This is a genomic window from Variovorax sp. GW823-FHT02B07, from assembly GCF_058797695.1.
The window spans coordinates 84,392-97,203 of the sequence record NZ_JBXAJX010000001.1 but is presented as its reverse complement, the minus strand read 5'-3'; the positions used below and the strand labels follow the sequence as shown (position 1 = coordinate 97,203).

At 65.5% G+C, this 12,812-nt stretch carries 13 protein-coding genes and 1 tRNA gene; 8 read left to right on the top strand and 6 right to left on the bottom strand.

Going from position 1 to position 12,812, the window contains the following annotated elements; genetic code table 11:
- Positions 1-16 precede the first annotated feature (16 nt).
- Together AC1RGU_RS00485 and AC1RGU_RS00480 are read right to left on the bottom strand one after the other, a co-directional pair.
- A complete protein-coding gene (locus tag AC1RGU_RS00485) occupies positions 17-673 on the bottom strand; it encodes a lytic transglycosylase domain-containing protein (RefSeq protein WP_492694043.1) in 657 nt (218 codons plus the stop codon).
- Entirely contained in the window at positions 670-2,415 is a 1,746-nt protein-coding gene (locus AC1RGU_RS00480) for a proline--tRNA ligase (protein WP_492694041.1), read from the bottom strand. The genes AC1RGU_RS00485 and AC1RGU_RS00480 overlap by 4 nt, the downstream gene beginning before the upstream one ends.
- Before the next feature lie 135 nt (positions 2,416-2,550).
- Between AC1RGU_RS00480 and AC1RGU_RS00475 the strand changes: the two genes are divergently transcribed.
- Both AC1RGU_RS00475 and AC1RGU_RS00470 read left to right on the top strand, forming a co-directional pair.
- On the top strand, positions 2,551-3,219 hold the full coding sequence (locus tag AC1RGU_RS00475; RefSeq protein WP_062474507.1) for an RNA pyrophosphohydrolase: 669 nt from the start codon (positions 2,551-2,553) through the stop codon (positions 3,217-3,219).
- On the top strand, positions 3,167-3,760 hold the full coding sequence (locus AC1RGU_RS00470; protein WP_492694039.1) for a CNP1-like family protein: 594 nt from the start codon (positions 3,167-3,169) through the stop codon (positions 3,758-3,760). The genes AC1RGU_RS00475 and AC1RGU_RS00470 overlap by 53 nt, the downstream gene beginning before the upstream one ends.
- Before the next feature lie 34 nt (positions 3,761-3,794).
- Here the strand turns inward: AC1RGU_RS00470 and proB are convergent, their stop codons facing one another.
- The 4 genes from proB to rplU form a co-directional block, all read right to left on the bottom strand.
- Positions 3,795-4,934, bottom strand: a complete 1,140-nt coding sequence (gene proB, locus AC1RGU_RS00465; protein ID WP_492694037.1) for a glutamate 5-kinase — start codon at positions 4,932-4,934, stop codon at positions 3,795-3,797.
- 80 nt (positions 4,935-5,014) lie between these two features.
- The gene (cgtA, locus tag AC1RGU_RS00460) at positions 5,015-6,091 is read right to left on the bottom strand and encodes an Obg family GTPase CgtA (protein WP_070063611.1); all 1,077 of its coding nucleotides are present in this window, start codon (positions 6,089-6,091) and stop codon (positions 5,015-5,017) included.
- A gap of 72 nt (positions 6,092-6,163) precedes the next feature.
- Positions 6,164-6,424: a 50S ribosomal protein L27 gene (rpmA, locus tag AC1RGU_RS00455; protein ID WP_013543198.1), complete on the bottom strand. Its 261-nt coding sequence runs from the start codon at positions 6,422-6,424 to the stop codon at positions 6,164-6,166.
- A 12-nt stretch (positions 6,425-6,436) separates the two neighbouring features.
- Positions 6,437-6,748: a 50S ribosomal protein L21 gene (rplU, locus tag AC1RGU_RS00450; RefSeq protein ID WP_062474515.1), complete on the bottom strand. Its 312-nt coding sequence runs from the start codon at positions 6,746-6,748 to the stop codon at positions 6,437-6,439.
- A gap of 182 nt (positions 6,749-6,930) precedes the next feature.
- Here rplU and AC1RGU_RS00445 point away from each other — a divergent pair, with 182 nt between their 5' ends.
- From AC1RGU_RS00445 to coaE, 6 genes are all read left to right on the top strand, one after another.
- Entirely contained in the window at positions 6,931-7,923 is a 993-nt protein-coding gene (locus tag AC1RGU_RS00445) for a polyprenyl synthetase family protein (protein ID WP_070063612.1), read from the top strand.
- 52 nt (positions 7,924-7,975) lie between these two features.
- Positions 7,976-8,052 (top strand) — tRNA-Pro (locus AC1RGU_RS00440).
- 115 nt (positions 8,053-8,167) lie between these two features.
- Positions 8,168-9,901, top strand: a complete 1,734-nt coding sequence (gene pilB, locus AC1RGU_RS00435; protein ID WP_492694035.1) for a type IV-A pilus assembly ATPase PilB — start codon at positions 8,168-8,170, stop codon at positions 9,899-9,901.
- Positions 9,902-9,925: 24 nt separating this feature from the next.
- Positions 9,926-11,155, top strand: a complete 1,230-nt coding sequence (locus AC1RGU_RS00430) for a type II secretion system F family protein (protein ID WP_492694033.1) — start codon at positions 9,926-9,928, stop codon at positions 11,153-11,155.
- Positions 11,155-12,120 carry a prepilin peptidase gene (locus AC1RGU_RS00425; RefSeq protein WP_492694031.1) on the top strand — a complete coding sequence of 322 codons (966 nt, stop codon included), beginning with the start codon at positions 11,155-11,157 and terminating at the stop codon, positions 12,118-12,120. The genes AC1RGU_RS00430 and AC1RGU_RS00425 overlap by 1 nt, the downstream gene beginning before the upstream one ends.
- Positions 12,121-12,133: 13 nt before the next feature.
- On the top strand, positions 12,134-12,745 hold the full coding sequence (gene coaE / locus AC1RGU_RS00420) for a dephospho-CoA kinase (protein WP_492694029.1): 612 nt from the start codon (positions 12,134-12,136) through the stop codon (positions 12,743-12,745).
- Positions 12,746-12,812: the final 67 nt, after the last annotated feature.

Below are 12,812 nucleotides of genomic sequence, written 5' to 3'. Positions count from 1 at the left end.
GCAACCGCGGCTGCCTTCAGGCCGCCGAGCGGTCCCGGTCGACGTACGCCCAGAGCCGCTGGTTCGCGAACACCGCGTTCGGGTACGGCGCACGGCCCCGGCTGCCGTTGTAGCGGCCCAGCGTCATGAACAGGTCGCCCTTCTCGCGGTCGAGGTAGTGGCGCAGGATCACGCAGCCGAAGCGCAGGTTGGTCTGCATGTGGAACAGCTTGGCCGAATCGCTGTCGCCGATCACGCGGGTCCAGAACGGCATCACCTGCATGTAGCCGCGCGCACCGGCGCTGGAGACCGCGAACTTGCGGAAGTTGCTCTCGACCTGGATCAGCCCGAGCACCAGGCTCACGTCGAGCCCCGAGCGCTTGGCCTCGTACCAGACGGTCTGCAGGAACTCGATGCGCGTGGCCGGGTCGGCGACCTTCTTGCGCAGGCGCTCGCTCATCTCGCCGAGCCACCGCAGGTACGCGAGGCGGGCCTCGGTGTCGGCGAACTGCGGCACCGGCGGCGCCTTGTTGTGGATGGCCGAGCTCAGCGCGGTGCGCACCGAGTCGATCAGCGGCTCTTCGATCTGCGCGCCGGCCCAGGCCACCTGAGGCAGTGCCAGCGTCGTCAGGGCGCCTGCCGCAACGCTGCCCAACAGACAGCTGCGTCGCGAAGGGCCCCCCGCCACGCTCATGCCGCGAGCTTGCCGGCGATGAAGTCGGCGATGCCGGCCACAGGTACCTTGGTGGCGGCGGTGTCGCGCCGGCCCTGGTACTCGAGCTGGCCTTCCTTGAGGCCGCGGTCGGAGATGACCACGCGGTGCGGCACGCCGATCAGTTCCCAGTCGGCGAACATCGCGCCCGGGCGCTCGCCGCGGTCGTCGAGCAGCACATCGACGCCCTTGACGAGCAGTTCTTCGTAGAGCGCTTCGGCCGCGACCTTGACCTCGGGGCTGCGGTCCATGCCGATCGGGCAGACCACGACCGTGAACGGTGCCAGCGCGTCGGGCCAGATGATGCCGCGCTCGTCGTGGTTCTGTTCGATGGCGGCGGCCGGCAGGCGCGTGATGCCGATGCCGTAGCAACCCATCTCGAGGAACTGCGGCTTGCCGCCTTCGTCGAGGTAGGTGGCGTTCATGTCCTTGCTGTACTTGGTGCCCAGCACGAAGACGTGGCCCACCTCGATGCCGCGCTCGATGGCCAGCACGCCCTTGCCGTCGGGCGAGGCGTCGCCGGCGACCACGTTGCGCAGGTCGGCGACCAGGTCGGGCTCGGGCAGGTCGCGGCCCCAGTTGACGCCGGTCATGTGGAAGTCGATTTCGTTGGCGCCGGTGATCCAGTCGGCCAGCACGGCGGCCTCGCGGTCGGCCACGAGCTTGACGGGCTTCTTCAGGTTCAGCGGGCCGAGGTAGCCCGGCTTGCAGCCGAAGTGCTCGTCGATCTCGGCGGTGGTGGCAAAGCGGAAGCCCTTGTCCAGGCCAGGCAGCTTGCTGACCTTGATCTCGTTCATGTCATGGTCGCCGCGCAGCAGCAGCAGCCAGACCTGCGCGCCCTGGATGTTGCCGGCGTCGTCGAGGATGTCGGTGGCCAGCACCAGCGACTTGACCGTGGTGGCCAGCGGCACGCCGAGCAGTTCGGCCACGTCGGCGCAGGTGCTCTTGCCGGGCGTGGGCGTCTTCTCGAGCGCGTTGGCGGCGGCAGGACGCGGACCGGCCGGGGCCAGCGCCTCGGCCTTTTCCATGTTGGCGGCGTAATTGCTGTCGGGGCAGTAGACGATCGCGTCTTCGCCGGTGGCGGCGATCACCTGGAACTCTTCGCTCAGGTCGCCGCCGATGGCGCCGCTGTCGGCCGCGACGGCGCGGTAGCGCAGGCCGAAGCGGTCGAAGATGTTGCGGTAGGCCTGGGCCATCACCTGGTAGCTGGCCTTGGCCGCGTCGAGGTCGCGGTCGAAGCTGTAGGCGTCCTTCATGATGAACTCGCGCCCGCGCATCAGGCCGAAGCGCGGACGGCGCTCGTCGCGGAACTTGGTCTGGATCTGGTAGAAATTCTTCGGCAGCTGCTTGTAGCTGCGGATTTCCTGACGCGCGATGTCGGTCACCACCTCTTCGCTGGTGGGCTGGATCACGAAGTCGCGGTCGTGGCGGTCCTTGATGCGCAAGAGCTCGGGGCCCATCTTGTCGAAACGGCCGGTCTCCTGCCAGAACTCGGCCGGCTGGACCACGGGCATCGTGAGCTCGACGGCGCCGGCGCGGTTCATTTCCTCGCGCACGATCGCCTCGACCTTGCGGATCACCCGCAGGCCCATGGGCATGTACGTGTAGATGCCCGTGCCGAGCTTCTTGATCATGCCGGCCCGCATCATGAGGCGGTGGCTCGCGACCTCGGCGTCAGCGGGCGCTTCCTTCAGGGTGGAGACAAAGAATCGGGAAGCTTTCATCGGGATCGCGCAGGTGGGTTCGAAGTGAGGAGGGAGACAGGCACCCCGGAGAGACCCTGAGAGCCCGGAACCGGTCGCTTGCCGAGTGCAACCCGGCATGCATAATCGACTCAGTTCAAAAATTGGGGTTTGATTATGCTCGACCGGGACGGCTTCAGGCCCAACGTCGGCATCATCCTGCTCAACCAGAGAAACCAGGTTTTCTGGGGCAAGCGCATACGCACGCATTCCTGGCAGTTTCCGCAAGGCGGCATCGACCGTGGCGAAAGTCCCGAGCAAGCCATGTTCCGGGAACTGCACGAGGAAGTCGGGCTCCACCCGGAGCATGTGCGCATCGTGGCCCGTACCCGCGACTGGTTGCGCTACGAGGTGCCGGATCGGTTCATCCGCCGTGACGCACGGGGCCACTACAAAGGCCAGAAGCAGATCTGGTATCTGCTGCAACTTGTCGGCCACGACTGGGATCTCAACCTGCGTGCCACCGACCATCCCGAATTCGACGCCTGGCGCTGGCATGACTACTGGGTCCCGCTCGACGTGGTCGTCGAGTTCAAGCGCGGCGTCTACGAGATGGCGCTTACCGAGCTTGCTCGCTACCTGCCCCGGCAGGATTTCCGCAACCGCTTCCTGCGCAGCAACGTGCGCGCCCGAGAATTCGAGCGCCACACGCTGGACCATGGAGCGCCCGCGGGCCTCGATCTGCCGCCCGGCGGCAGCTTCGACCCGCATCCCGACATTCCTTCTGCGAGCGATGAACCTCCTCCCAAGAACAGCGCGCCTTCTTCTTTTCCGACGCCACGCTGAGCGTGCGCTCGTCATCGCCTGCGTCAGCCTTCTGGCCGCCTGCGCCTCCCGCGGCTACGACACCGACAACCCCGACTGGGCCCAGGCCGGCATGCCACCGGCGCCCAAGAGCACCGAGCAGGACAAGGAGTGGGAAGAAACCGCGGTGCCGCCGCCGCCCGCCTTCAGCGAAAGCCGTCTGCTGCCGATCGCGATGCCGCCCTACATGACGCTGAAGTTCGGCGTTGATCCGAACACCATCGCCATCACGAAGGACGGCATCGTGCGCTACGTGGTGGTGGCACAGAACCGGGCCGGCGGTGCCGTCAATGCGTTCTACGAAGGCGTGCGCTGCTCGACGGCGGAAATGAAGAGCTATGCCCGCTACAACAACGGCGCCTGGCAGGAAACGAAGTCGCCCGAGTGGAAGCGCGTGAGGGACATGAACTCCAGCTACGTGCCGGCGCTGGCGTCGCAGGGCCTGTGCCGCGGCAACGCGCCGCGCAGCTCGGTCAACGAGATGGTGCAGAACATCCGCAACCCGCTGCGCGAACTGCCCTGAAGCAGCGGCGGGGCACGGCGCCCCGCCCTGAAGATCAACCGGGCATCAGCACCATGTTGTCGCGGTGCACCATCTCCGGCTCGGCCGCGTAGCCCAGCAACCGCTCGAACTCGGCCGAAGGCTTGCGGCACAGCAGCCGGGCTTCCACGCTCGAATAGTTGGCCAGCCCGCGGGCCAGCTCGATACCGTCGACGTCGCGCACCGCGATCACGTCGCCGCGCGAAAACTCGCCCGACACGCCCGTCATGCCGATCGGCAACAGGCTCTTGCCTTCGCCGCGCACCTTGGCGGCTGCACCGGCATCGACGATGACGGCACCACGCAGTTGCAGGTGATCGGCCATCCAGCGCTTGCGCGCCTGGTGCTTGGCGGTCTGCGCTACCAACAGCGTGCCGATCGATTCGCCACGCGTGAGCCGCAGCAGCGCGTCGGCTTCGCGGCCCCAGGCGATGACCGTGGAAGCACCGGAGCCCGCCGCGCGCTTGGCCGCGAGGATCTTGGTGATCATGCCGCCCCGCCCGATGCTTGAGCCGGCGCCGCCTGCCATGGCTTCGAGCGCCGGATCGCCCGCGGCGGCTTCGTGGACGAACTTGGCATCGGGGTCCTTGCGCGGGTCGGCCGTGTACAGGCCCTTCTGGTCGGTCAGGATGATCAGGGCATCGGCCTCGACCAGGTTGGCAACCAACGCGCCGAGCGTGTCGTTGTCGCCGAACTTGATTTCGTCGTTGACCACCGTGTCGTTCTCGTTGATCACCGGCACCACGCCCAGGCGCAGCAGCGTGACCAGGGTCGAGCGGGCATTGAGGTAGCGCTCGCGGTCCGCGAGATCGGCGTGCGTGAGCAGCACCTGCGCGCTGCCAATCTGGTTCTCGCGCAACTTGGTCTCGTACATCTGGGCCAGACCCATCTGCCCGACGGCCGCCGCCGCCTGAAGCTCGTGCACTTCGTGCGGACGGGTCTTCCAGCCCAGGCGCTTCATGCCCTCGGCGATCGCGCCGCTCGACACCATGACCACCTCGCGCCCGTCACGCACCAGCTGCGCCAGTTGCCGGCACCACTCGCCGATGGCACCTTCGTCGAGGCCGCGCCCCTCGTTGGTCACGAGGCTGGAGCCCACCTTGACGACGATACGGCGGGCATCCCGCAAGGCAGTGGAACCGGAATTCGAGGTCATGAAGAAAGAAGGCGTGTTTCAGGAATGCAGCCTGCGCTGCTTGCTATCCATTTTGCAGCACCGAAGGTGCCGCGACGCCCTCAGTTTCCTTCGGGCGGCAGCGGAACGAAGCGCGGATCGACCACGACAGTTTCGTGCTCGGCCACCTGCTGCGCCTTGACCTGCTGGTACACGGCCTTGATCAGGTGCTCGCAGCCCTCGCGCGTGAGCGCCGAGATCTCGAAGACCGGGCCCTTGAAGCGCAGGCGCTTGACGAAGTCCTTGACCAGTGCCGCGCGCTCGTCGCCAGGCACCATGTCGAGCTTGTTCAGCACCAGCCAGCGCGGCTTGTCGTAGAGCGCGGCATCGTACTTCTTCAGTTCACCCACGATGGCCTTGGCCTGGGCAACCGGGTCAACGGCATCGTCGAACGGTGCCATATCGACCACGTGCAGCAGCAGGCGCGTGCGCTGCAAGTGCCGCAGGAACAGGTGACCGAGGCCGGCGCCTTCGGACGCGCCTTCGATCAGCCCGGGCAGGTCGGCGACCACGAAGCTTTGCTCCGGGCCGACGCGCACCACACCCAGATTGGGGTGCAGTGTGGTGAAGGGGTAGTCCGCGATACGGGGACGGGCATTCGAGATGGCGCTGATCAGGGTCGACTTGCCCGCGTTGGGCATGCCCAGCAGGCCCACATCGGCCAGCACCTTGAGCTCGAGCTTGAGGCTCTTCTTCTCACCGGGCCAGCCGGGCGTCTTCTGGCGCGGCGCACGATTGATCGCGCTCTTGAAGCGCATATTGCCGAAACCGCCATCACCGCCCTTGGCGATCGTGACGACCTCACCTTCCGTCAGCATCTCGTACAGAACCTCGCCGGTTTCGGCGTCGGTGATGATCGTGCCGACCGGCATCCGGAGCACGATGTCATCGCCCGCGGCGCCGAACATGTCGGAGCCCATGCCGTGCTCGCCACGCTTGGCTTCGTGCCGGCGCGAGTAGCGGAAATCGACCAGGGTGTTGAGGTTCGAGTCGGCCACCGCGAACACGTGGCCGCCACGGCCGCCGTCGCCGCCGTTGGGGCCGCCGAACTCTTTGTACTTCTCATGACGGAACGACACGCAGCCGTTGCCGCCATCGCCCGCGGCGATGTCGATGAAGGCTTCGTCGACGAACTTCATGGGATGTCCAGTTTACAAATGAAGAAGCCCCGGCAATGCGGGGCCTCGGAAAGATCGAAGTGACTGCGGGGCTTAGGCCGCGGGCGTCACGTTGACCATGTGCTTGTTCAGCGCACCCTTGTGACCGAACGACACGTGGCCGTCGACCAGGGCGAAGAGCGTGTGGTCCTTGCCCACGCCGACGTTCACGCCGGGGTGGAACTGGGTGCCGCGCTGGCGCACGATGATCGAGCCTGCGCTGATCAGTTCGCCGCCGAAGGCCTTCACGCCGAGCATCTTGGGCTTGGAATCGCGCCCGTTTCGCGTGGAGCCGCCGCCTTTTTTCTGTGCCATGGAATCTGCTCCTTAGCCGGCGATCGCGCCGATTTGCAGTTCGGTGAACTGCTGGCGATGGCCTTGACGTTTTTGATAGTGCTTGCGACGGCGCATCTTGAAGATGCGAACCTTGTCGTGCAGGCCGTGCGACAGCACCGTGACTGTCACCGTTGCGCCGGACACCAGGGGCGTGCCAACCTTGATTTCAGCGCCGTTTCCGACAGCCAGAACCTGGTCGATCACGATTTCCTGGCCTACGTCCGCAGCAATCTGTTCTACTTTAATTTTCTCGCCGGAAGCAACGCGATACTGCTTGCCGCCGGTTTTTATGACCGCGTACATGTAAACCTCTTAGAAATGAGTCTCCGCAGCGAATTCCGCAGAGCCCAAGATTATAGCGCGGTTTGCGGACACTCACCACCCTGACGTTGAGACGCTCCAGGGAATCGTGCACGGCTCCCTATAATTCGCGCGTTCCGGCCTCCAGGGCCGCCCTCATCCTCGCAGCGCCCCGCGCCTTCGCTTTGCCAGTTCCCGCCGCCGACACCTCCCCCACCGCCACCGTGCTGGACCTGATTGCCGGCGACATGGTCGAAGTCGACCGTGTGATCGCCCAACGCCTCAATACTGGCGTTCCGCTGGTCAGCCAGGTTTCGCAATACATCATCTCGGCCGGCGGCAAGCGGCTGCGGCCGGCGCTGCTGCTGCTCATGGCAGGCGCGCTCGGCTACACGGGCGAACAGCGCTTCAACTTGGCGGCCGTGGTGGAGTTCATCCACACCGCGACCCTGCTGCACGACGACGTGGTCGACGAATCGACCCTGCGCCGCGGCCGCGCCACCGCCAACGAATCCTTCGGCAACCCCGCCAGCGTGCTGGTGGGCGACTTCCTGTATTCGCGCGCTTTCCAGATGATGTTGGATGCAAACAACATGCGCATCATGCAGATCCTGGCCGAGGCGACCAACGTGATCGCGGAAGGCGAAGTGCTGCAACTGATGAACATGCACGACGCCTCGCTGGACGAAGCAGCGTACCTGCGCGTGATCCGCTCCAAGACCGCCAAGCTCTTCGAGGCGAGCACCCGACTGGCGGCCGTGCTGGCCGGCACGACGCCCGAAGTCGAAGAGGCCTGCGCCACCTACGGACAAGCGCTGGGCACCGCCTTCCAGGTGATCGACGATGTGCTCGATTACGCAGGCGATGCCCAGGAAACCGGGAAGAACGTCGGCGACGACCTGCGCGAAGGCAAGACCACTTTGCCACTGATTTTCGCCATGCAACGCGGCACCCCCGAGCAGAGCGCACTGGTGCGTGCCGCCATCGAGGCCGGCGACACCGCCCAGCTGGGGAAAATCGTCGAGATCGTTCGCGAAACCGGCGCGCTGGAAGCTTCGCGCGCAGCCGCTGCAGCAGAGGCCGAACGCGCAATTCATGCATTGCGCGACCTTCCGTCGAATTTGCACGCTTCAGGTTTGCTACAATTAGCGGCTCAGTTGCTTGAGCGACGTGCCTGAAACACCTCCACAGAGTTGGCATCTAGGACGAGTTCTTTTTCTTGCAACCAATCGGGGTGTAGCTTAGCCTGGTAGAGCGCTACGTTCGGGACGTAGAGGCCGGAGGTTCGAATCCTCTCACCCCGACCAGTTTTTCTCGACTGGTCCAGTTAATGTCAGCCCCTGTTGCTGTGTAACGATTTACAGCACAGGCGTGTTCAGCGATGATCGTGAAGCACTTTTTCACATCTTTTGCATTCGCTGAATGGCCGCTGCCGAAATTCCCGTTAAAGAAACTACGCAGATCGCCCTTCCCGGCTTGGCGCGCGCCCTCGTGTCGGCCGGCAAGCTCGCGGCAAAGACAGCGGAAGACATCTATCAGAAGTCGCTGAGTGGCCGCACCAGCTTCATCGCTGAACTGACCGGCACCGGCGCCGTCTCGGCGGCGGATCTCGCCCACACCCTCTCAAGCGCCTTCGGCGCCCCGCTGCTCGACCTCGATGCCATCGATCACCAGCGCCTGCCCAAGGACCTGCTCGATCCAAAGCTCTGCCATGCGTACCGCATCGTCGTTCTCAGCAAGCGCAACAACCGCCTGATCGTCGCGACGGCCGACCCGTCGGACCAGCAGGCCGCGGAAAAAATCAAGTTCGCGTCGCAGATGGGCGTGGACTGGGTCATCGCCGAGTACGACAAGCTCTCGCGCATGATTGAAGCCGCTGCAGCGAGCGCGGCTGAAACGATCAACAGCATCGTCGGCACCGAGTTCGAGTTCGACGACGTCACGGCCGACACCTCGGGCGATGCCAACGAACAGGCCATCGCCGAGGTCGAAGACGCACCCGTGGTGCGCTTCCTGCACAAGATGCTGCTCGACGCCGTGAGCATGCGAGCCTCGGACATCCACTTCGAGCCCTACGAACACCACTACCGGGTGCGCTTTCGAGTCGACGGCGAGCTGCGAGAAATCGCCAGCCCACCCACGGTCATCAAGGACAAGCTGGCCTCGCGCATCAAGGTCATTTCGCGGCTCGACATCTCGGAGAAGCGCGTGCCGCAGGACGGCCGCATGAAGCTCAAGATCGGCCCCGATCGCGTGATCGACTTCCGCGTGAGCACGCTGCCCACGCTGTTCGGCGAGAAGATCGTCGTGCGTATCCTGGACCCGAGCAGCGCGCGCATGGGCATCGACGCCCTGGGCTACGACGCCGACGAAAAGGAACGGCTCCTCCACGCCATCGGCCGCCCCTATGGCATGGTGCTGGTGACCGGCCCCACGGGCTCGGGCAAGACCGTGTCGCTATACACCTGCCTGAACCTGCTCAACCAGCCGGGCGTCAACATCGCGACGGCAGAAGACCCGTCGGAAATCAACCTGCCCGGCGTCAACCAGGTCAACGTCAACGAGAAGGCCGGCCTCACCTTCGCGGCGGCGCTGCGCGCCTTCCTGCGACAGGATCCCGACATCATCATGGTCGGCGAAATCCGCGACCTCGAAACCGCCGACATCTCGATCAAGGCCGCGCAGACCGGCCACCTGGTGCTGTCGACGCTGCACACCAACGACGCCCCGACCACGCTCACGCGCATGCGCAACATGGGGATCGCGCCCTTCAATATCGCATCGAGCGTGATCCTGATCACCGCGCAACGCCTCGCGCGCCGGCTGTGCATGCTGTGCCGTGCGCCGATCGACATCCCGCGCGAAGCCCTGCTCGAAGCCGGCTTCAACGAGGAAGACATCAACGGCAGCTGGAAGCCCTACCGCCCGGTCGGCTGCGCCGCCTGCAGCGGCGGCTACAAGGGCCGGGTCGGCATCTACCAGGTGATGCCGATTTCGGAAGCCATCCAGGAAATCATCCTGCGCGATGGCAGCGCACTGGACATCGCGAACCAATCCGAAGCCGAAGGCGTGCGCTCGCTGCGCCAGTCCGGCCTTCGCAAAGTCATGCAGGGCCTCACTTCGCTCGAAGAAGTCGTGGCCTGCACCAACCTATAACGAACACACTGAACCGGAGATCGAATGGCAACAGTGGCATCCTCACGCTCCCAGGTCACGCACAAGGAATTCGTCTTCGAATGGGAAGGCAAGGACCGCAACGGCAAGCTGGTGCGCGGCGAACTTCGCGCCGCCGGGGAGAACCAGGTGCAGGCGGCCTTGCGTCGCCAGGGCGTGCTGGCCTCCAAGATCAAGAAGCGCCGCATGCGCTCGGGCAAGGCGATCAAGCCCAAGGACATCGCGATCTTCACGCGCCAGCTCGCGACCATGATGAAGGCCGGCGTGCCGCTGCTGCAGTCCTTCGACATCGTCGGGCGCGGCAACGCGAACCCGAGCGTCGCCAAGCTGCTGAACGACATCCGCAGCGACGTCGAGACCGGCACCTCACTGTCGGCTGCTTTTCGCAAGTTTCCGAAGTACTTCGACAACCTGTACTGCAACCTGGTGGAGGCCGGCGAGGCGGCCGGTATCCTGGAAGAGTTGCTGGACCGTCTCGCGACCTACATGGAGAAGACCGAGGCGATCAAGTCGAAAATCAAGTCGGCATTGATGTACCCGACCTCGGTGGTCGTCGTGGCCTTCGTAGTAGTGGCAGTCATCATGATCTTCGTGATACCCGCGTTCAAGCAGGTGTTCTCCTCGTTCGGTGCCGACCTGCCCGCACCGACGCTCTTCGTGATGGCGATGAGCGAGTTCTTCGTGTCTTACTGGTGGCTGATCTTCGGTGTGCTGGGCGGTGGCATCTACTTCTTTCTGCAAGCGTGGAAACGCAATGAGCGCGTCCAGAAAGTCATGGACCGCCTGCTGCTGCGCATTCCCGTCTTCGGCACGCTGATCGAGAAATCCTGCGTGGCCCGCTGGACCCGCACGCTCGCCACCATGTTCGCAGCCGGTGTGCCGCTGGTGGAAGCCCTCGACTCCGTGGGCGGCGCATCGGGCAACTCGGTGTACGGCGATGCCACCGCCAAGATCCAGCAGGAGGTCTCGACCGGCACCAGCCTGACGACGGCCATGACCAACGTCAACCTGTTCCCCTCGATGGTGATCCAGATGACCGCCATCGGCGAGGAATCAGGCTCGATCGACCACATGCTCGGCAAGGCCGCCGACTTCTACGAGTCCGAAGTCGACGACATGGTCGCCGGCCTCTCCAGCCTGATGGAGCCCATCATCATCGTGTTCCTGGGCGTCATCATCGGCGGCATTGTGGTGTCGATGTACCTGCCCATCTTCAAGCTCGGCCAGGTCGTCTGATGCTGGTGTCGCAAGGGTTCGACACCGCATTGGCCGGTGTGCTGGGGCTATTGATCGGCAGTTTCCTCAACGTGGTGATCTACCGCACCCCGGTCATGATGTACCGGGGCTGGCTGAGCGATGCGGTCGCCAACCTCATGTCGTCGAAGGACATGCCTTCGCTCTGGTCACTGGTCTTCGGCCCGAAGGCCGTGCCGCCCGCAGGGCTCGAGGCGGCCGCCGACAAGGCCGCCGAAGCGCTCGAGAAGCTCCCGCCCTTCGACCTCACGCGCCCCGCCTCGCGCTGCGGCACATGCGGCCACAAGATCCGCTGGTACCAGAACATCCCGGTGCTCAGCTACCTCGTGCTGCGTGGCCGGTGCGCCAGCTGCAAGACCTCGATCAGCCCCCGCTACCCCCTCGTCGAGCTGATCACGGGCGCGCTGTTCGCCCTGTGCGCGCACCGCTTCGGCATCACCCCTACGGGCGCGCTCTGGGCGGCCTTTGGCGCCGTGCTGATCTGCCAGTTCCTCATCGACTTCGACACCCAGTTCCTGCCCGACGCCCTGAACTACCCTCTGCTCTGGCTCGGCCTGGTCGGTGCCGCCATGGGCTGGACCGGCGTCAGCCTGAACACCGCGGTCTGGGGCGCCGTGTTCGGCTACCTGAGCCTGTGGCTTGTGTACCATGCCTACCGCCTGGCCACAGGCAAGGAAGGCATGGGACATGGGGACTTCAAACTGCTCGCCGCTCTGGGCGCCTGGCTCGGCGCCGACTACCTCATTGCGATCATCCTCGTCTCGTCGGTGGTGGGCGCCGTGATCGGCCTCACGCTGCGCTTCGCCGGCAAGCTGGCCCACAAGGACATTCCCATCGCCTTCGGCCCCTTCCTGGCCGGCGCCGGCCTGATCTGCCTCGTGGCCGGTCCCGCCGTCGTGAAGCAGTGGATCCCCTTTGCCTTCCCCTTTGGGGCCCTGGCGCTCTAGGAACAGCAGCGGCATGGCGGTGAAGCGCATCGGCCTGACCGGCGGCATCGGCAGCGGCAAGAGCACGGTCGCAGCGCTGCTGGTGGCTGAAGGGGCAGTGCTGGTCGACACCGACGCCATCGCACGCAGCATCGCGCAGGCCGGCGGCATTGCGATGCCCGCCCTCGAGGCCGCGTTCGGCCCTTCTGTCATCGCCCCCGACGGCGGCCTCGACCGGGCCGCCATGCGCCAGCTCGTATTCGCCGACGCGGGCGCCAAGGTCCGCCTCGAAGCCATCCTGCATCCGCTGATCGGCACCGAAACGCAACGCCAGGCAGCCGCCGCCGGCGACGACGCCATCGTCGTGTTCGACGTCCCCCTGCTGGTCGAATCCGGCCGCTGGCGCGCCCTCGTGGACCGCGTGCTGGTGGTCGATGCCCGCGAAGACACGCAACTGCAGCGCGTGGTCGCCCGCTCGGGATGGGAGCCCGAGGCCGTGCGCGCCGTGATCGCCCAGCAGGCGCCGCGCAAGGCGCGCCGGGCCGCCGCCGACGCCGTGATTTACAACGAGTCGTTGACGCTCGCGGAACTGGGCACCGAGGTGCGGGGTCTCTGGAAGCTGTGGGCTGCGGCCACCACGCGATAATCCGAGACCAGCCGCCCCGGCGGCTCTATAACGATTACGACAAAAAGGCGCTCGCCCCTGCAGTGCC